Source organism: Vallitalea pronyensis, assembly GCF_018141445.1.
Taxonomy (GTDB): Bacteria; Bacillota; Clostridia; order Lachnospirales; family Vallitaleaceae; genus Vallitalea; species Vallitalea pronyensis.
Genome location: NZ_CP058649.1, coordinates 5,818,494 through 5,839,910, shown reverse-complemented (window position 1 = coordinate 5,839,910; position 21,417 = coordinate 5,818,494). Strand labels below are relative to the sequence as shown.

Here is a 21,417-nt window from a genome sequence, read left to right as displayed (position 1 = left end):
TAGAATTAAGGAGGAGAAGTCATGATGCGTTGTAATAAAAAATATAGGTTAGTTGTCTTTTTATCACTGGTTATGTTAGCTAGTTTTATGTTTAGTGGTATGCCCGTAGATGGGGCTGATAGGATAGACCCTGTTGAAGAGGGCGTATTTGCTCAAACCCAAAAGGAGGCAACAACTCAACATAGTGAAGTATTAACGGGATTTTCAACAGGAAGTCATATATATCATGTTAAACCCGCAACCCTTAAGAATGGTATTAGAGGTGTTGTAGGAGCAGCATATGATGGTAAAGTACTTGGATATAGTGCTGACGGAAAACGCTTATGGTCAAGTCAAGCAGGGGAATCTTTTCCATACGATCTCTTTGTTGATGATATTGATGGTGATGGCAAAGATGAAAGTATGATTGCTTCTAGTGATGGTACATTGTATGTTTTAAATCATAAGGGTCGCTTGTTATGGTCATATACAACCCCTGCACCTCTTTATAATGTTTGCACGGTACAAGGAAATGATGGTAAGAAATATATCATAACCGGTGGTATTGATAAGCATATTTATAAGCTTTCTGCTACAGGCACTAAAGTTGATGCATATGTGCCTGACGATAGTAGTAACAAGCAAGCTGGAGTGGTTCGACATGTGATATCAGGTGATATGTATGGAACAGGAAAAGAATATGTTATTGCTGTTATCACATATTCTGTTAACCGCACCAACCTGATGATGATGCTGGACCCAGATGATATGTCCAAGCCTGTATGGGTAACGGATTTCAACGATTTGGATTTAAAAGCCAAGAAGAAGTTTATTGGCCGTTGTATGGTGCAAGATATCAACAAGGATGGTAAATGTGAGATACTCTTACCCTATTATAGTTCTAAACAGACGAGAGGGGAAATGGCTGTTTTCAACAGTGAAGGTGGTTTTATTGAAAATCATGAATCAACAGCTTTTAACGATCAGCTAAGAAGTCGTGATTATAGAATGGCACAGCTTTCTTATGTGAATATTCCTTCCATGTCCGATGAGTATGTATTATTGTTTTTTGCAAGTGATATTCTCGTTCGAAATTTAGATGGTGAAGTTAGAGCTATCTATTCAGCGCCAGCTTCTTTTGCAGGAGGGGAATTTGACCCTGAAACCAATACCTATTATATGGCAAGTGATATTTCTGGTGGTGATGCAATCTATGCCTTGAAACTAGATAACGACCATTGGGGAGAAGCTTTTGAAAATATACAACAAGTGGGAAGGATAAAAGAGATTCAAGGGAATATACGTACCCTGGATGAACAAATTGATGCATTTGTCATGCCTTCTTATCAACAATCTATTTCGAAGGATCATCTTATTTCTTTAAATCATATTGATCCTAAAATAGAAAGCGCACTGACCAATGATGCCATACATTTTCCTAAAAATTATCTTTGGACAGAAGACTATGATCGTTCATCTTTGTCCGAATATTGGGCTACCCATAAAGATAAGAGGAAAAAATATGACATGACAGCAGAGCAAATTATTGCAGAAGCAACGAGGTTAGAAGCAGAAGGTCAAGATTTTACCGTGTGGGCAGGGCATACAACGGATCCATTTTATTTCTCCATGTCCACAGCAGAAGAAATTTTAAAGGCTGCCCCAAACCATTTTAAGATGTTTATCTTCTCAGAATTTGCAAAAAGTGATGAGAACATGGATTATGCCATTAAGAATCGGTTAATACCACTGGCTGAACTTTGTCAGCAATATGGTACGGCAAAGGTATTCTTCCGAAATAAAAACATTTTTTGGACAGGAACGTTCTACAACCCAATCTGGGCACAGCTCTATAATGAAAAATACAAAGATGTATTGATTATTTCAACAGAAGATACCAACACCAGAACAGCAGAATTAAGCCTCGCTGGCCGAATGGGTATCTGGTTAACGGGAGCAGTTGATAACTGGGGCACCCGAATGGTTGAGGATAATGCATCCTATAATCGCCAATATGAATGGAGTTCACAAAAAACACAAAGTCATTATATGCGAAACATGGTATACCATATGTCCCAAGGCGCTAAATATCTACAGAATTTCGTATTACCGGAGAATGATCAGACGATTCCTATCTACAAAATGATCGATAAAGGCATACTGATAACGCCAGAAAGAGAGGATATATTGTCTATTCCAGATGTTGCTTTGGCAATGAAATCCCCTGATGAAGGTTACGTTGAACATGGTGAAAATGGTCATAATATTGCTCTTTTTGATCCAACATATGATGAAAAATACGTTTTTGATCAACTAGACTGCTATTGGGCAGGGTATCCTACTGCTAAACATGATTTTTCAAACTATGGCTATGGTGTAAAACACAGAATGAGTAACTTTTTGCCCAATACATATTACGGTATGATTCCTATTCTACCTGACGACTATGACATTGAAGGCAGTCGGTTTGTGGATAAGATTACCACAGATGGGAAATACTTTTATGACGAAAATGATACAAAACAAGACCCCGATATCTACAGAAAGACAGTTGTAAAAAAACTTAATCAAGCTAGAAAGCGCATGCCTGTTGTGGTGGAGGGCGATGTAGCATGGACGGTTGTACGTATAGATAATAGTCATTTAAGAATCTATATACTGGATTCAGGTTATGTTAATCCCGAAGAGCGTCAAGCGACCATCAAGCTTCAAAACATGAATGGTACGAAAGCTAAAAATATACTTACTCAGGAAACTTTGAAAATAAAAAACAACACCATTCATGTAACGGTACCAGCAGGTGTATTTAGTATAGTAGATGTGACTTTTTCGAATACAACTAACCATTAACAGTACCAATTTAATCCCCCTTCTATCTACTGGTTTTAGATAGAAGGGGGATAATCTTATGTATAACATGGAAACATGAATACATCTGGTTTTTAACGTTATCCATTCGCTATGTTTATTATTTTCAATAGTCATGATATAATTTTTATAAAAACTGAGTAAATTTCTCTATGGTTAAAAAGGCACTGAACCTGTAAACTATATGGCATTGACATATACTATATAGATATTATTCAGAGAGGATGGTTAAGTGAAAATGAGACTGTATCGGTTTAAGCACGTTCAAACCAAAATGCTGTTGGTTATTCTCATTTTTCTTGTATTGCCTCTATTAATCATTTCTTATCGTTATTCCAAGACTACGGAAGATATTCTTCGTGAACAGATTAAGAAAGAAAATGCTAGAGATTTAGAACAGTTGAACAAGGTCATTGAAGACGAATTGGATAAAGTGGTCAAAGCTATGAACTTTTTTGCCATTAATAAGCAGGTGAAAGAGGTGCTTTTTAATGGAACCCCGTCCATTGAGGCAGATGAATGGGAAAAGCTACAGCACTATTATAAGAATTATCTGGTGATCAATGATAGTTTTAACATCGCTAGAGAAACCATATTGTCGGAGTATAACAATACCCTCACCCTTTTTGATTTTCAGAACAATATATATACATCGCTTCCTAAGAGAAATTCCGATAAAGATATAGCTTGGCGCGAACAAACATGGTTTGCAGATAGTATGAAGGATAAAGGTTACCAGTCTTGGGTTTTTCACTGGGATCATGATAAGCATGTCTACCTCATTACGTTAGCCCGATTGATTAATGAAAGTGCTGAACTGTCTTGGCGGGGTGTCATGACCATTACTTATGAAGAGCAGGATTTGATTTATGACCTGCTGACGGGAGAAAACGATGACAACATATTAGTTGTTGATAAAGGGGGTACGGTGGTTAGTGATGTTGAGCGGGAGCACATTGGTACAAACTTGGCTGCAAAACCCTATGTTAATGCTATTTTGTATAAGAATCGTAATCATTTTAGTTATGAAGAAGATGGAAATCATCAATTCATCAGTTACACAAAAAATAGTTTGACAGGTTGGTATCTGATTAAGGTCAGTAATTATGAAAATCTATTCTCTCAAGTCATTGACCAGAGGAGCAAGAATCTGATTCTCCTTCTTGGTGTATTGCTGATATTTATTATTATCAGTTACATTCTGATTTACAGTATTACCCTTCCATTAAAAAAGTTAATGCTCCAGATGCAAGATGTTGAGCAGGGGAAATTTGATCTGACGGTTCCCGTTAAGGGTAGAGATGAAATCGCTCAGTTGGGAAAGCGATTTAACATAACCATACATCAAATCAATCAATTGATTAGAAATATTCAGCAAGAAAAGGAGAAAGAGAAAGCATTGATGCTGCAAGTGCTGTATGCACAGATTAATCCTCATTTTTTATTCAATACCTTGAATACCATTAAATGGATAGCCGTTATCAATCAAGCCCCTAATGTGGCAGACCTGATTGCATCCCTTGGCAGGTTGCTGGAAATGAGCATAGGCAAAATGAACGAATGCATACCCATTGGTGATGAGATTGAAAATATCAACAGTTATCTTAATATCCAAAAAGCCAGATACAATCAACAGTTCACCATGTCCATTACCTTACAAGAAGGTATTAAAACATGGATGGTTCCCAAACTCATTCTTCAGCCCTTAGTTGAAAATACTTTGATTCATGGTATAAAAGGACAAGAGGAGAAAAACATTCATATTGAGATCAAAGGGTATATAGAGGATGAAAACTTGTGTTTTAGGGTTGAAGATAACGGGGTGGGCGTGGAGCCAGAACATCTAAAACAGTTGGTTGCATCCATGGAAAAAAATGAAACAAAAGGCAGGTATAGTGGTATTGGTCTGGGGAATGTACATCAACGCATCAAATTGATGTTTGGTGAGGCATATGGTTTAAAGCTTTTCAGCCAAATAGGAAAGGGTATCAAAATAACAATTGTATTACCAATCATCAGGGAGGCAGATTATGACAAAAGTGCTGATAGTTGACGATGAATTGTTGGTTAGGGTGGGTATAAAATCATCAATCGATTGGGGGCAACATTATTTTGAAGTCATTGGTGAGGCCAGTAATGGAAAAGAAGCGATGGCCATATTAAGGCAGGAAGAAGTCCATATTGTACTCCTTGACATTGAGATGCCTGTTATGAACGGCATTGAGGTATTGAAGGCGATTAAAGATGAGGCTATCGATGTGAAAGTCATCATCCTTAGTTGTCATGAGGATTTTATCTATGCTCAACAAGCACTACGGCTTGGCGCAGTTGATTATATACTAAAGCTTTCTGTTAATTCACAAAAGCTGCTGGAACTGCTGCTTACTGTACAACAATCCATACGATCCGCTATAGGTGACGAGAAAACAATGAGTCTTCAGGAAGAATGGCAGAGAATTGCCAGTGATGAATGTCCATTGGATTTGGACCTGCTTCAGAAAAAGGGAAGTAAGCTCACGAGCAGTGAAGGGTGTCTTATGTTGTTTACAGTGGATACATGTACGAAGAGAAAACCAGCCAGTTCCCCATCGGATCGACGGCTTTTTGCTCAATCGGTCATGAACCTTACGTCGGAAATCATTAATGACTATGGTACAGGAGATGTGTTTCGTCTGGATGATTTACATTATGTGGGTGTCATGAATGCCAAGGTGATGTTGCAAAATAAGCTTAGTAACATGTTAGAAGACTTGCAGAAAGCCCTTAGTCGTTATATGCAAATCACGGTTTCTGTAGCCTTGAACGCTAGAGCCATAGATTTACAAGACTTTAAAAAGGCTCTAGACGCTTTAGATAAGGTTAATGAGAAACGATTTATTCATGGACCTGAATCCATTCTGTATGAGGCAAGCAGTAAGAAAGACGGTCTCATAGAGCATGATAAATTATTATTTGACACAACAATGGAACGCAACCTTGAAAGGGCTATAGAATACGGAGATGCGCAACAAGCAGCTGATGTCTGGAAGCAATATTTTCATGATGTGTCTGAAGCAAGCATGTCTTTTGTTCGACAAACATTCAATGGGGATCTGGATGAAATGCTTCATGTGTATTCAAAAGAACTGAAATTATATCACCAGCAGTTTCAGGATATAACAGGTTATGATGGTATAGCAGAAAGGTCAGAACTAAGACATTTTGAATACATGCACCAGACAATGGATTGGTTTGAAAGGTTTAACACGTTGTATTTTAAGCATCTCAAGGTAATGAGAGACGATACATTGGACAAGGATATTAAAGGATGTCTTGATTATATCCAGAACCATTATAGCCATGATATAACCGTCTCCTTCTTAGCAGAACGTCTAAACATGTCTGCCAGTTATTTCGGTTCCCTGTTTAAGAAGAAAGTAGGGGTTAATGTGACCCATTATCTCACGGATTACCGAATGGAGATGGCTAAGATTTTACTTCGAACCACGGATAAGTCCATCACACAAATAAGTGATGAAATCGGTTATGATAACATTTATTATTTCAGTAACGTGTTTAAGAAGAAGTTTAACATGAGTCCAAACGTTTACCGAAAGCAATTAAAAAGTAGTTGAATCTTTCATAGGGGTGTGGTTTTATGAAATATGTCAAGGGTGTTATCTTTATGGTGGTGTTCTTTATGGTGACAGGGTGTACGGATACTGAACACCAAGAAACCACAGAGTCAGATTTCCAGAAAGAAACAGAGATATCAGCTAAAAAGGTGGTTCTTAAGGTGCTTTCTACAACGATTGTAGAAAGTCCAGAAAAAGAACTTGAACAACAACTAGCTGAAACATTCATGGCTGCAAACAAAGATATTGTCATCGAGTACATTGGTGTACCCATTAATAATGTTTCCACCCAACTATCCACCTTGGCCATTGAAGATAATATGCCCGATATATTTGTCAATCTCCCAGAATTTCGGAATAAACTATATGACCTTGATATCATAGCTGATTTAAGGCGTTTCTTTGACGATTCTTTCCTAGAACAAATTTATCCAGAATTGATGATTGAAGCCATTCAAGATGAGGAAATGGTTTTTTTACCATGGTCCATGGTATCCATGGGTGTTATTTACAGAACGGACTGGTTTGAAGAAAAAAAGTTAACGGTTCCAAAAGATTGGTCAGCTTTTCTGGAAGTTGCTAAAGCGTTAACAGAAGACACCAATGGAGATGGTGTTATCGACCGATGGGGTTTGGCATTAGTGGGTGCTAAAAATAATTCAGGGGCAGTTCGGTTCACCAATGTATTGAGATCATTTGGAGCTTATGAGCTTCGATACGCTGACCACCAGTGGGTAACAGATATGGATAGTCCTGAAGGTATTGCTGCTTTGACCTATTATGGTGAACTTTATACCAAACACAAAGTCGTACCACCTGGACCTGTTGAGGTCAGTTATGAAGAAGCCATTGAATGGATGAAAAATGAAAAGACAGCCATGATGATAACCGGTTCACACGCCATGGCTTCCATATTGGCAAAGAATCCAGGTTTAAAAGGAAAGCTGGGTAGTTTCTTAATACCCATGGGCAGCCAGCATACATCAACCTTGGGCATTCATGGCTACTCCATTGCAAAAACAAGTCCCCATAAAGAAGAAGCTGTACGATTCTTAAGGTTTCTTCTAGAAAAGGATAACCAGATCCGTTGGTTCGAGCAAACAGGAAGAATACCTTCTACCGTATATGCAGGAGAAGTTGTGTTAGGCAGAGATGATGCATATAGTGGTTTCTATGAAGCTTTTCAATATATTGAACCCTTTCCTAGAGTTAGCTATTATGCAGATATGCCTGATATTCTGGGTCAAGCTTATCAACAGGTCTTAACGGAGAGTCAAGAGCCTAGAATAGCAGCCAAAGAAGCAGCCAATAGAATCAGACAAATTATTGATAATTCCAATATAAAAAATGAACAGGAATGACCATCATATCAAGAACCGCAATCATGTGGTTCTTTTTTTGACCTCATTATAAAAAAATCAAGGTTTTTTATAAATGACGCTTTCACCTGTGAAAAATTATGTGTTTAAATTGAATAATTATAAATAGTGCGACCGTCAACTCATTTATCCGCCATATACTTTCATCTATAATAATGACATCAAATAGATGATAAACGATAGGCCCAGTGATTTAGCATGTCCATGGTATGGCATCAAAGAATGGGGGTATATGGGGGCGTTAAATCATGTAGCATCTATTTTGTATAACTTATTAAGGAGGAGAAGAAAGATGACAAAAGTAAGAAAACAAATATTAAGTATACTCTTAATACTCATGATGGCAGTGTTTCTATTTAGTGGTTGCAGTAATGATTCAGGAAAAGGTAGTAAAGAAACATCGGATGATACCATGAGTCAAGGAGAAAAGAAACCAGGGGATGAACAAGATAAGGCTGAGAAGGAAGTTGTTATCAATATTCTATCAGGAACGATCACAGAAGGTGTTGAGGGCGAACTTGAGCAAGCCATGGCAGACGCTTACATGGCACAACATCCCAATATTAAGATTCATTACATAGGTACACCTTCCAACGAACTCACGAAGAAGATGACAGCATATATTACCAATAATGACTTGCCAGATGCATTTACCATGCTTCCTGACTTTTTCCCAAAAGCAGTAGAATTAGGCATTCTAGAAGATATTCGACCTTACCTAACGGATGAGTACTTTGATGGTTTTCTAGAAAGCGCTCTGGCCGATGTTATGGTGGGTGATGAAATGGCAAGATTCCCATGGTTCTCCGTACCAAGTGCGGTAATCTATCGAACCGATTGGCTGGAAGAGACCGGTATGGCAGTACCAACAACTTGGGATGCCTTTTTAGATGTTTCAAAAGCCATGACAAAAGATACGGATGGGAATGGCAAAATAGATAGATGGGGCTTTAGCATGGTCGGGACAAACAATGGTTCTGGTACGTCTCGATTTATGAACATCGCTAGGAACTTTGGATGTGAAGACGCTACTTATGCAGATGGTAAGTGGAAAACAACCTTAGATACCCCAGCATTTAAAGAAGCCCTTAAGTTCTTTACCGATTTACACACTGTACATCAGGTCGTACCTCCAGGACCAACAGAAACAGGCTATACAGAAGCTGTTAACTATCTGGCAACTGAAAAGACAGGCATGATGATTACCGGTTCTAATGGTATGGGGCTATTACTGAATAAGAACCCTGACCTTGATGGGAAATTAGGTAGTTTCTTAATACCTGAAAAAGAGAATGCCGTTGGCGCTTCAGCTGGTGTTATGGGTTATTCGGTGTCAAAGACGTCAGAACATAAGGAAATCGTTATTGACTATCTCAAATTTATGAATACGTCCAAATATGCTATTGATTTTGCTCAAAAAACGGGCCGATTACCTGTAAGGAAGGAAAGTACATCTGCTCCTATCTTCAACGAACCAACATACAAAGGTTTCATACAAGCCTTAGATAAAGTATACATACCTGAAAAATACCCCATGTATCAGCAGATGATTGATGCGGTAGGTTTGGCGTACACGAATATCATGGCCAATGGTGTATCTGTAGATGAAGCCATAGACTACCTCATGAGCAGAAATGAAGAATTGTTGCTTGAAGTGAATAATTAAGCCTCTCATTTAACGTGTAAAAAGAGTTTGTAAAAGGAGATTTGTAATGGCTATCATGATGAAACAGAAAAGACGGCTGGGCGCGTATGTCTATATTTTCCCTGCACTTTTATTTATGGTTGGATTAAGAATATACCCACTCCTTAGGGGATTGTACATTAGTTTCTACAAGACAGACCTTATCAGCCGTTGGGACTTTATCGGGTTCCAGAACTATATAAAGGTACTTGTAAACAAACAGTTTTATACATCCATATTACTGACATTGAAGTTTACGGTGTTTGTGGTGGCAGGACACTTTATCATTGGATTCCTGCTATCCCATATATTAAACAAGGATATAAAAGGTATTACTTTTTTTAGAGCAATCCTTATACTGCCTTGGGTGATCCCAGAATCTGTCATTGCCATGACTTTCAAGTGGCTTCTTAATCCTTTATATGGCCTGATTAATCAGACCCTCATGAGCCTGTCTTTGATATCGGAACCCATATCTTGGCTAGGGGATGGTGATTTTGCTTTTGTAGCTGTTGTATTGGCTTGTATCTGGAAGGGATTTCCCATGATTATGGTGATTTTGTTAGCAGGTCTACAGAATATTAATCAGGATTTATATGAAGCAGCAGATATTGATGGGGCAACGGGTATGAAAAAGTTCATCTATATCACCCTTCCAAGTCTTAAAGGTGTTATTTATACGGCACTGGTGCTGGATATCATCTGGTGGTTCAAACACTATACCATTGTTTGGGTACTGACTCAGGGTGGACCCGGCTCTGCCACGTCACTTATCAGTATTGATATTTATAAGCGAAGCTTTGAATATTTTGAGTTTGGTGCAGGATCATCGGTAGCCATTGTTGTATTTACCATAATATTTGTGATAAAATATGTGATGGAAAGAGGGTTTAAGATAAATGTTGACAGCTAAAAGGAGTCGTAGCATTAAAAACCTTGGTCATTATACCATTTTAATCATTTTTTCTTTTTTTGTATTGGTCCCTATCTTATGGATGGTGTCTACAGCCATTAAAACAGAGGCAGAAACATTTTCACTTCCATTAAGGTGGATACCCGAGCAGCCGACTTTTGGAGCATTCAAACGTATTCTTATTGAATATCCCTTTGGAACCCAATTCAAAAATAGTTTTATTAACGCTTCATTGTCAACGGTGATTACCCTTATCTGCTCAACGTTGGCAGGCTATGGTATAACCAGGTTTAAGTTTAAGGGGAAAAAGACCTTTATGTCATTTTTATTGGTAAGCCAGATGTTTCCTGCTGTTATGTTATTGGTACCTTTTTACACCATACTTAGACGTTTTGATATGATTAACACCCATGTGGGTATTGTTTTTGTATACATATCCATGGCCTTATCCTTTTCTACTTGGATGATGACCAGTTTTTTCAATGATATACCCCGTTCACTAGATGAAGCAGCTACCATCGATGGGTGCAGCAAATTCCAAGTTTTTTTAAAAGTCATCATGCCTTTAACCATGCCAGGCATGACGTCCGTAGCTATCTATGCATTCATAATGGGTTGGAATGATTTTCTTTTTGCATCCACACTCATTACACATAATCATATGAAGACACTCACCGTGGGTATTGCAGAATTCAGTGGTCAGTATAATGTGCTCTGGAATGATTTAATGGCGGCATCCATTGTAGCCAGTATCCCATTAATTATCATGTTCACATTCTTCCAGAAATACTTTATTAGTGGCATGACAGCAGGAGCAGTCAAGCAGTAACATGTAAAGTTAAAAAAGTTAATCATAACTTAAGAAAGGATGATGTGACTTGAAAATCACCAAACTGGAAACATTTCATGTAAAACCAAGATGGCTGTTTTTGAAAATTTCTACAGATGAAGGTATCGTTGGTTTTGGTGAACCTGTCATTGAAGGTAAAAGCAAAATTGTGGAAGCAGCGGTTCACAACATGGGGAAAATGATAATAGGGAAAAATCCGTGTGACATAGAACGTCTATGGCAGATGATGTATAGGGGTTCATTCTATCGCGGTGGACCCATCATGGTAAGTGCCATAAGTGGTATTGAACAGGCTTTATGGGATATCAAAGGCAAGTATCATGAAATGCCTGTCTATGAGATGTTAGGTGGAAAGGTTCGAGATAAAATACGTGTATACCCACATATTGATGGTGACTATCCAAATACAGGCGATACCAGCACAGAAAAATTCGTTGCATGTGCCTTGAAAAGACAAGCAGAAGGATTCAATTTCTTGAAACTGGGTTTACCGGATCGACCCACTGACTATCTGGAAAGTCCAAAAAGACTAGATGAATATGTAGACAAATTCCATAAAATAAGAGAAGCTGTAGGGGATGAAATGGACCTTGCCATTGATTGTCATGGCAGGATGTCACCTGCTATGGCCATTCGCTTCTGTAAGGCACTGGAACCCTATCATCCAGTCTTTATTGAGGAACCTGTACTGCCTGAAAATGTAGATGCTTTGGTAAAAGTAAAAGAAGCCACGTCCATACCCATTGCAGCAGGTGAAAGACTTTACACCAAATGGGGATTTCGAGAAATCATCGAAAAACAAGCTGTTGCTATTGTTCAGCCAGATTGTTGTCATGCTGGCGGTATACTAGAAGTGAGAAAGATTGCAACCATGGCAGAAGCCTATTACGCAGGGATTGCGCCACATAATCCATTGGGACCCATTTCCTTAGCTGCTTGCCTTCAAGTGGATGCATGTACACCTAATTTTGTCATTCAAGAATTCCCTTGTATGGATAATGGTTGGGATAGAGGCGTAAAATATTTGAAAAAACCTTTTGAGGTCATTGGAGGTTATATGGATGTTCCAAAAGGTCATGGCCTTGGTATTGAGGTGAATGAAGAAATGATTCAGGAAATGGCGTATGATGGTGAATGGGAAAACCCCATGTTTTTCAATCCTGACGATCAAGCGATAGCAGATTGGTAATACAGGTCACCATCATATCAAGCAATAGGAGGTCAAAATATGTCTATATTAGAACAAATCAAGAAGGACAGAATCATTGCCATTATAAGAGGCATTGAACAAGATAAACTACTTGATACATGTCACGCATTGTATGCAGGCGGTATAAGGATGATAGAAGTCACTTTTAATCAGGCAAGTGCTACAGGTAACCAAGAGACCTATGAAGCAATTAAGTCTATTTCAAAAGCTCTAGGTGATAAAGTATGTGTTGGCGCCGGTACAGTCATGACAATAGAACAAGTGGAACTTGCTGCAAAAGCTCATGCAAAGTATATGATATCCCCCAATATGAACAAAACCATTATTAAGAGAATCCTTGAATTGGGAGCAGCACCAATTCCTGGCGTATTGACACCAACTGAGATTGTAGATGCATACGAAGCGGGTGCAGAAGCCGTAAAAATTTTTCCGATTGCTAAGATGGGTGGTGTGGATTATTTGAGAGACATTACCGCACCCCTTAACCATATTCCTTTATTAGCCGTTGGAGGGGTTGACATGGATACCATCGGTGATTATATAGAGGCAGGAGCCATGGGGGTTGGACTAGGGTCTAATCTTGTGGATAAGGCACTGATTCGTGAAAATCGATTTGAGGCATTAACCATGTTGGCAAGAAAATTCGTTGAGCATGCCATGAAGACTTCATGTTAGTGCATGGCATGGATTGAATCATGATAACGTTCAATGAGAAAGAGCATTAAATATGACAAGCTGTTGTCAGATAACATCCATTATAATGTGTTTATAGGCATTACAACAATAAAAAATAGGGCTGTTGTAATGGCTATAACAATAATGGAGGTGTAACATGGCATATGAACGCATGTTAAATAAGTTAAAACAACCATCAGCACATGAAATGGGGCAATTAATAGGAAATCGAGTGAACTTGTGGGAGAATATACACAAGTATGTAAAGGAACACTATGATTTTAAGCCAGAATTATCCTTCTTTGGTAAGAAGCACGGTTGGTCCATACGTTATAGAAAGAGTGGTAAAACACTATGTTATTTTTTTCCTGAAGAAAATGCTTTTTCTATATTAATTGTATTAGGTGCAAAAGAATCAGCCAAAGTTGAAGGGGTTAAACAACAATTAAATGAATCGGTTAGGGCAATATTTAATCATACAGAACAGTTACACGATGGAAGATGGATGTGGATTAGAGTTCTGGAAAAATCGGATATCGATGCATTCCTTCTATTACTTCATGCAAAGAAAAAACCAAAGACGACTTTAGCGTAATCGTTCATATCATGAAGGGTAAAAAAACCTAGGTTAATCAATTAGCTTGTATTGATTAATCTAGGTTTTTTATTTTATAAAGACCCATCTCATTAATTTCATCAACCATTTAAATAGGTGGACTATAGACCGGCTAAGGTAACACGGTATAATCAATAAATGGTATATCTTCACAGATTGAGGATAAACGAGATAACCCTCAGAAGGTTTAAGCCTTTACCAACTGAGAAATCATCTTAAATTTCTCTTCATCAACACCAGGTGGACAACTGTCACTGTTAGCCAGTATATAACGACTGCCTTTCATGGCAGATAGCAGCTCAGTTACATATTGTTCTAAGGCATTCATAGGAAGATTCAGGAGTTTGGTAGGCTCAATGCCCCCAATGATAGCTATATGATCTGGTAGTACAGCCCTTGCATCAACAATCTCAATATCGCCTGTTGGTGGTGGACTGATGGACTCGAGCACATCAATGTTTGAGTCTGCAATATGTGACATAACACCTTTTAGATGACCACAGGCATGATGTATTAATAATTTATCATGAGCATGAATGATATCACCCCACTGGTCAATTTCAGGTTTAATGTATTGCTCAAATATGCTAGGGCTAATGTTGGTTGTTGATGTATCTTCATAAAAGATAAAGCCCTCAGCTGATGATTTGCTACTTAATTCAACCATCTGTTTATTCTTATGGTTCATAGCCGATAAACACGCTTCTACGATATCTGGATAGTCAAAGGTTGCATAAGTTAAGTCAATGGTTCCACACCAGTGTTCCAGCAAAGATTGATAAGAGGTTTTTGCCATAACCCCTACAACAGGTAAATATAAACCATCATTTCCCAAACAAGCTTTATCTTTTTCAAAGGCAGAGATATTTTCTTCAAAGGTGATATGCTCGTATATATATTGCAGTGTTTTAAAATCCTCCTGTGATCGAACGGGATGAGTGGTGAGATACCATGTATTCCCCGTATCTGAATAGGTATGTAATAATGTTAGAGTACCTACAGGGGTGGTGTAACGGGTTTCTTTCATGTTACCTTTTACATTGGTACTTATGTCACAATGTTGATAGATGGGTTTGGCTAAGACATGAGAACCCCGAAAAAGCGGGTCAGCTCCAATGGATTGGTAATAGTTAAATTGACCCTTTTGTTTGATTGCTTCGTCTAGAAAATCCCAGTAATAGGCTAAAAAAGGCGCCCAGGGAATCCGATCAACCTCTTTTCCATAGATACTGTTGAGTAATCTCTCTTTTGGTTTCATGTGCATAACCTCACTTTCTATTTTAGGTTTATTGTACATGATGATAGAAGCTAAATACCATTTACAATATCATGATAAATTTGTATAATATCACCATAATGGATCCTCTAGATTAACCAGTAAGATTCTAGGTGGAACAAATAAAGGGTTCATGCGTCTAATAAGGGAAAGTCAAGGTAGGAGGGTTTTACATATGGAAGTGAAAGGATTATGGATGAAGTATATGTTTTTTGCATTAGTATTATCACTTAATATGTTAACAAGAGATGCATTGCCATTAAAGAGTACAAGGAGCCCTAATGTTCATGAATTAATGCAATCAGTACCTATGTGTACCATGTATTTCAAAGGGTCTGACCAGCATTGGAAAGGGGAGTATCAAGTCATAAATCAGGGAAAGCATAAACGGACACAATTACATCTCTATCGCATGTTTAAAGGTAGCAATACAGGCACTTTTAAATATATCATTGAAACTCCAAAAGGACCTATTATGGGTGAAAAAGCATTGACAGAGGGGAATAAATACACGGTTGAAGAGCTTCTTTTCTTTGAAAAGGATACTGCAATAAAAGTAGTGATTGAATGGGAGCATAAAAGATCAACATTGATATTGACAAATAGAATAACAGATGACGTCATCTTACCTGAAAAAGCATTGCAAAATTTTATGGATGCATTTGAAAATATAAAAGATATATCAAAAATTGATTTTTCAGATTTTAGAGGGAAAAAATGGTATGTTTCTTATTGGGAATCTAATGGTTTAGGAGGAAGCTCCTGTACAGTTCCAATCGATGCATTAACAGGGGAAGTAGGGCATCCCATGTGCACACAATAAACCATAATAAAGTTATGTTAATAATGGTTCATACACGCATATTCGTCAGGAATTAATATTTCTACTGAAAATACATTTACAACATCAACCTTAACTTGTATAATATCACCATGAAACGTTTTTTGAATAATAAAAGATGGGATATTATTGTCTCAAATAAAGCGGAATGTATGCCAGAATGGGACTGGTATACCAAAAAGAACAATTGGATAGGGTATCACTTATGGTACGTTGAATCAGGAGAAGCCACTGTAGAGACCAATGGTCGTATTACAAAACTGCTAGAAGGCGATGTCTATTTGTTTAATCTATTACAGGCTCATTATTGCCAACACAACCCGGATAAGCCATTAACGGTTTTAACCGTTTATTTTAGAGAAAGCGAGGGATTGCACCAGAATTATGGCCAGCATTTGGGCTCAACAAAGCTGATATACGATAATCCAATGTTTGTAAGAAAGCTGTTTGAGAATCTTAGAGCTGATTTCAAATCCGGTAATAGAGAAGAAGCATTAATCTGGCTTAATGCCATATTAAGTGAGCAGCTGCTCCAATTAAAAACAAGTGAAGTGAGCCGGATTAAGAAAATCGTGAATAGCATTAACAACAAACCAACTTACCCCTATACGCTGAGTTACTTAGCCAATCAATGCGGCTATTCAATCAATCACTTCTTACGATTATTTAAACAGGAAATAGGTGTTACACCTATGACTTATTGTCTTCAGGTGAAGATGAATTTGGCAAAACACTATATCTTATATAGTAATTATACCATCAATGAAATTGCAATCTTATGTGGATACAAGGATGTTGCCTATTTCTCAAAGCAATTTAAACAACTATCAGGTATGAGTCCATCGGTCTTTAGAAATGCTTTTATGACCCAACCAGATCAAACGAAATGATCATTAAGAAAAAGCATAAAAATTTACAAAAATTTATAAGAAAGACTTTTGACAAATTTTGTCTAAGGTGATAAACTGTTATCAATAAAAATGAATAGGGAAGATTTTATGGTGCTCATCATGAGAGAATAGGGAAAAAGGTGTAAGACCTTTGCAGCCCCCGCTACTGTAAGCATGACGAAATTCGTATACCACTGTCTGAGGATGGGAAGGTGAAGAGTAGGGTGATTGTAAGCCAGGAGACCTGCCATAAATGGACTCATACAACTTCGGAGGGAAGTCTGTTTGCTTTATGCGTTCTTCAGGTATATGAACTTTAGATACTCGATGTTAATTGGAGCATATACATATAAGCAAGGGATACTTTTGTCAAGGGTATCTCTTTTTTGTTTAGAAAAATACCCCATATCATGTCGTATTTGGTGTAAATAATAAGAAAACGGTGGAATGAGCATGAGAAAATACATTATAAGTAGAGGCATACAACTCATAATCGTGATGCTGCTGGCATCTTTTATTACCTTTTTATTGACATATATCAGCCCAAGTGATCCAGCTGAAATGATGTTAACGGCTCATGATGTTATACCAACAGAAGAATTATTAGAAAAAACGAGAGAGGAAATGGGACTTAATGACCCATTTATCGTACAGTATGGCAATTGGTTGATTGGTGTATTAAGAGGCAACTTAGGTTATTCATCTTCTGAAAGAGAACAAGTAGCAGTGGTCTTAGGTAGCCGGATGTTAATGACCATCCGGTTAGCGGTAGCTGCTATCGTGTTGTTAATTGTTTTTTCTCTTTCATTAGGGGTGTTATCTGCAGTTAAAATTCATACGTTCATTGATCAGGTGATTAAGGGCATTTCTTTTGCAGGCATATCCATGCCAAGTTTTTGGTTAGGGTTGATATTAATCTATTACTTTGTTGTGAAGCAGCGTTGGTTTACCATAACAAATCCATACGATCTTAATAGTGTTATACTACCAGCCTTAACGTTAGCGATACCATTATCTGGACGCTACATTCGCCAAATCAGGGCGGCAGTATTGGAACAGTACACAGAAGATTATGTGGTGGGGGCAAGAGCCCGAGGTATTCATGAAATGAGAATAATGAAGAAGCATATATTACCCAATGCCCTAAAGAGCATCATTACCTTACTGGGCTTATCCATTGCTGTTCTCTTAGGAGGTACCGTTATTGTTGAAAATATTTTTTCTTGGCCGGGTCTAGGTTCCATGGCACTTAATGCCGTCACCTATAGGGATTACGCCTTGTTGCAGGGTTATGTATTATTTATGGCATTTATCTATGTAAGCATTAACTTCTTAGTCGATGTGACAACACAGTTACTTGACCCAAGAGTTCGGTTAGGAGGCTATCAAGATGACGTTTAAAAGAAAGAAAGTCTTTTTTGTGATGATTGCTTCCATTGCTGTTCTAGCCATTATTTTTTCAATGATTGCACCCTTATTAGCACCCAATGACCCATTAGCAACGGACTTTGCCAATATCTTACAGGAGCCCAGTGAACAATACCCTTTTGGGACAGATCAGGTAGGAAGGTGCATTTATTCAAGAATCTTACATGGTGCTCGTGTATCGCTTGGAACAACGATTTTATTATTGGGTATTATCTTCGTTTTAGGTTTAACCCTGGGCATTGTTTCTGGATTAGCAGGAGGATTTGTGGATACAGCCATCATGCGGATGGCTGACACAGTATTGGCATTTCCTGATATTGTGTTTGCCATTGCCATTGTAGGTGTATTAGGACAAGGCATGAAATATACCATCATAGCGCTATCCATTATCTGGTGGACCAAGTATGCACGATTAACAAGAACCCTGGTATTGGATATAAAAGATAGGGAGTACATACATGCAGCTGTGATGGGTGGTGCCAGCAAGTTGAAAGTGATTAGGGTCTACATCTTACCTAATATAATATCCCCCTTGATTGTGAAGTTTGCATTAGATATTGGTGGGATGATGTTATCCTTAGCAGGCCTATCCTTTCTTGGATTAGGTGTTCAACCCCCAACACCCGAATGGGGAAATATGTTAAATGAAGGCAGAGACTACCTGCAAACAGCATCGTGGTTGTTAATCTATCCTGGATTAGCCATCTTTATCGTGGTTTCCATATTCAATATGCTTGGGGATGCCATAAGAGATATCTTAGATCCAAAGCATGTATAAATGACCAATATATAATCGTTTAAATAGGTTTATCATCAATAAGTGATAAGAAGGAGAAGGAAATGAAAAAACTAGTAAGCATCTTGATCATTATCAGTGTCCTATGTATGGGATGTACAGGACAAAGTCGTCAACAACAGGTCAATCAAAATGGCGCAGGTGAAGCCGCACAGGAAAAAGTGTTGAACATGGCAGTGTTTTGGTTTGACAGTAATCTTGAACCCACTGAAGGCTGGAATGGTTGGGCGTTAACACGATGTGGTATTGGAGAGAACCTGGTTCAAGTGGATGAAAACCTTGAATTCAAACCCGTTATTGCTGCATCTTATGAGCAAGTGGATGAGCTGACAACCATCTTTCAGATAAGAGAAAATGTCACATTCCATAATGGTCATGTGGTGGATGCCAAAGCTTGTAAGGCGTCTATTGAGAGAGCTTTAGACATATCCGATCGGGATGACGTAAAATTCCCTGTAGAATCCATCACCGCAGAAGGGCAAACATTAACCATTAAGACCACTATACCCTATGCAACCCTCATTAACAATTTAGCAGACCCGGTTTTTGTCATTGTGGATGCATCAGTGGCTGATGATGAGCAGTTTAAATTCAAGCCGATTACAACAGGTGCATTCAAAGTAGAGACCTTTACGCCCAGTGTTGGTATGACGCTCCATAAGCATACATCCCATTGGAGTGGTGATATTGGTGTGGATGTGGTCAATGTGAAATACATACAGGATGCTTCAACACGTACCATGACATTGCAATCTGGTGAAATTGATTTAGCGACTCAAGTGAGTCCAAAGGATCTGGCTTTATTTGAAAACGATGATCATTATGTGGTCCAAAAAGGACCCAATCTAAGGGTGTTCCTTTTAAGAATTAATATGGACAAACCCTACATGAAGCATTTGGCGTTTAGACAAGCACTATGTTACGGTATCGATAAAGCCACCTATGCAAGTCAAATCGTTAAGGGTATTCCAGCTAAAGGACCTTTTAATGATATGCTGCCTTTTCATGTGAAGGAAGACGATGCCTACCCTTATAATCCAGAAAAAGCAAATGAACTATTGGATCAATTGAACATGGTTGATACAGATGGGGATGGTATTCGAGAAATGAATGGGGAAAACATGATCCTTACCTATATATCAAGATCAAATCATGGTAATGATGCCAATAACATTGGTATGGCCATGCAATCTCAATATAGGGAAATTGGTCTAGGTGTGGACATTGTTCAAGTAGAGAACTATGCAGATATAGCCAGTTCAGGCGAGTATGATTTATTATGGGAGCGATGGACTTCTGCCCCTACGGCTGACCCTCAATATTTTCTGGAAGCCAGCTATAAAACAGACAGCTCAGGCAATTATGGACATTACAGCAATCAAGACTTAGATAAGGTCTGTCTAGCACTGGATAAGGAACTGAATAAGGATTCAAGACATAGGTTGGGTGCTGAAGGTGCTAAGATTTTGATGGACGATGTGGCTTCTATTTTCTTATATTATCAAGAAGGAACCATTGTGACCAACAAAAATGTAGGTGGTGTTTACCGATTTATTTCAGAAGTCTATTATATTGATGACCGGGTAACCATGGAATGATTGGGGTTAAGACAAGATGAGAAAACTACTTGAAGTGAAATCCCTCACCGTACACTATCCTGGCGAGGGAAATGTCATTGAAGACATTAATTTAACCATTGGTTATAAAGAAATTATAGGTATTGTTGGTGAAAGCGGTAGTGGTAAAACAACGTTGGTTCGAACCATCATGAATCTGCTGTCACCTCTAGCAGAAATCCGATCAGGGGAAATATATTTTGAAGGGAAGAATATCCGCCATTACAATAAAGAACAGTGGCGAAGCTTACGTGGCAATGACATGGCTATGATTTTTCAAAACCCAGGTTCTTACTTTAATCCCATTATGAGGATAGGCAAACAATTCGTCGAATGTATTCAAAGCCATAAAAAGCTATCTAAGGTAGAGGCGTTAGATTTAGCCAAAGAAACATTAGTGAAAATGAATCTTCATGAGACGGATAGGGTCATGAATGCTTACCCATTCCAACTAAGTGGCGGCATGAAGCAGAGGGTTGCTATTGCAATGGCTTTAGCTTTGGAACCCAAATTAATATGTGCAGATGAACCAACCAGTGCCTTAGACGTTCTTACACAAAAACAGATCATGGATGAGTTAATGCTTCTGAGAGAGCATTTTCATACCAGTATTATCATGGTAACCCATAACATGGGTGGTGCAGCTTATATGTCTGATAAAATGATGGTGATGCGCAATGGCAGCGTGGTTGAGCATGATAAAACAGACAAAGTCATGACACAGCCAAGCACAATCTATACACAGGAGTTATTGGCGGCCATACCTCACATGAAAGGATGAT

17 protein-coding genes and 1 riboswitch are annotated in these 21,417 nt (G+C 38.3%); of the genes, 16 read left to right on the top strand and 1 reads right to left on the bottom strand.

Translation table 11 applies throughout. The annotated features are described in order from the left end of the window. The first annotated feature begins 21 nt into the window (after positions 1-21). From HZI73_RS24420 to HZI73_RS24375, 10 genes are all read left to right on the top strand, one after another. The gene (locus HZI73_RS24420) at positions 22-2,829 is read left to right on the top strand and encodes a PQQ-binding-like beta-propeller repeat protein (protein ID WP_212695945.1); all 2,808 of its coding nucleotides are present in this window, start codon (positions 22-24) and stop codon (positions 2,827-2,829) included. Between the two features lie 256 nt (positions 2,830-3,085). After that, positions 3,086-4,900, top strand: a complete 1,815-nt coding sequence (locus HZI73_RS24415; protein ID WP_246552556.1) for a sensor histidine kinase — start codon at positions 3,086-3,088, stop codon at positions 4,898-4,900. Next, the gene (locus HZI73_RS24410) at positions 4,878-6,461 is read left to right on the top strand and encodes a response regulator transcription factor (RefSeq protein WP_212695943.1); all 1,584 of its coding nucleotides are present in this window, start codon (positions 4,878-4,880) and stop codon (positions 6,459-6,461) included. The genes HZI73_RS24415 and HZI73_RS24410 overlap by 23 nt, the downstream gene beginning before the upstream one ends. 23 nt (positions 6,462-6,484) lie before the next feature. Continuing rightward, a complete protein-coding gene (locus tag HZI73_RS24405; protein ID WP_212695942.1) occupies positions 6,485-7,822 on the top strand; it encodes an ABC transporter substrate-binding protein in 1,338 nt (445 codons plus the stop codon). A 310-nt stretch (positions 7,823-8,132) separates the two neighbouring features. Further along, a complete protein-coding gene (locus HZI73_RS24400) occupies positions 8,133-9,506 on the top strand; it encodes an ABC transporter substrate-binding protein (protein ID WP_212695941.1) in 1,374 nt (457 codons plus the stop codon). 46 nt (positions 9,507-9,552) lie between these two features. Continuing rightward, entirely contained in the window at positions 9,553-10,437 is an 885-nt protein-coding gene (locus HZI73_RS24395) for a carbohydrate ABC transporter permease (protein ID WP_212695940.1), read from the top strand. Then, positions 10,424-11,266: a carbohydrate ABC transporter permease gene (locus tag HZI73_RS24390; protein WP_212695939.1), complete on the top strand. Its 843-nt coding sequence runs from the start codon at positions 10,424-10,426 to the stop codon at positions 11,264-11,266. The genes HZI73_RS24395 and HZI73_RS24390 overlap by 14 nt, the downstream gene beginning before the upstream one ends. 49 nt (positions 11,267-11,315) lie before the next feature. Next, positions 11,316-12,476, top strand: coding sequence for a galactonate dehydratase (gene dgoD, locus HZI73_RS24385; RefSeq protein ID WP_212695938.1), 1,161 nt, complete (start codon positions 11,316-11,318; stop codon positions 12,474-12,476). A 39-nt stretch (positions 12,477-12,515) separates the two neighbouring features. Next, complete coding sequence (locus tag HZI73_RS24380) at positions 12,516-13,172, top strand: bifunctional 4-hydroxy-2-oxoglutarate aldolase/2-dehydro-3-deoxy-phosphogluconate aldolase (RefSeq protein WP_212695937.1); 657 nt, start codon at positions 12,516-12,518, stop codon at positions 13,170-13,172. Between the two features lie 157 nt (positions 13,173-13,329). After that, positions 13,330-13,767 (top strand): DUF3788 domain-containing protein, encoded by a 438-nt coding sequence (locus tag HZI73_RS24375; RefSeq protein ID WP_212695936.1) that lies wholly within the window; start codon positions 13,330-13,332, stop codon positions 13,765-13,767. A gap of 208 nt (positions 13,768-13,975) precedes the next feature. On the opposite strand, the gene HZI73_RS24370 is transcribed toward HZI73_RS24375, so the two are convergent. After that, entirely contained in the window at positions 13,976-15,046 is a 1,071-nt protein-coding gene (locus tag HZI73_RS24370; RefSeq protein WP_212695935.1) for a uroporphyrinogen decarboxylase family protein, read from the bottom strand. A 193-nt stretch (positions 15,047-15,239) separates the two neighbouring features. Between HZI73_RS24370 and HZI73_RS24365 the strand changes: the two genes are divergently transcribed. The 6 genes from HZI73_RS24365 to HZI73_RS24340 all read left to right on the top strand — a co-directional run bounded on the left by HZI73_RS24365 (position 15,240) and on the right by HZI73_RS24340 (position 21,416). After that, complete coding sequence (locus tag HZI73_RS24365; RefSeq protein WP_212695934.1) at positions 15,240-15,887, top strand: hypothetical protein; 648 nt, start codon at positions 15,240-15,242, stop codon at positions 15,885-15,887. A 110-nt stretch (positions 15,888-15,997) separates the two neighbouring features. Continuing rightward, the gene (locus tag HZI73_RS24360; protein WP_212695933.1) at positions 15,998-16,795 is read left to right on the top strand and encodes an AraC family transcriptional regulator; all 798 of its coding nucleotides are present in this window, start codon (positions 15,998-16,000) and stop codon (positions 16,793-16,795) included. A 92-nt stretch (positions 16,796-16,887) separates the two neighbouring features. After that, a riboswitch (cobalamin riboswitch) is annotated at positions 16,888-17,061 on the top strand. A gap of 187 nt (positions 17,062-17,248) precedes the next feature. Next, entirely contained in the window at positions 17,249-18,196 is a 948-nt protein-coding gene (nikB, locus tag HZI73_RS24355; protein WP_212695932.1) for a nickel ABC transporter permease, read from the top strand. After that, positions 18,186-19,001 (top strand): nickel transporter permease, encoded by an 816-nt coding sequence (gene nikC / locus HZI73_RS24350; RefSeq protein WP_212695931.1) that lies wholly within the window; start codon positions 18,186-18,188, stop codon positions 18,999-19,001. Before nikB ends, nikC begins: the two co-directional genes overlap by 11 nt. A 62-nt stretch (positions 19,002-19,063) precedes the next feature. After that, on the top strand, positions 19,064-20,617 hold the full coding sequence (locus tag HZI73_RS24345) for an ABC transporter substrate-binding protein (protein ID WP_212695930.1): 1,554 nt from the start codon (positions 19,064-19,066) through the stop codon (positions 20,615-20,617). Positions 20,618-20,633: 16 nt separating this feature from the next. Further along, positions 20,634-21,416, top strand: coding sequence for an ABC transporter ATP-binding protein (locus HZI73_RS24340; protein ID WP_212695929.1), 783 nt, complete (start codon positions 20,634-20,636; stop codon positions 21,414-21,416). Position 21,417: the final 1 nt, after the last annotated feature.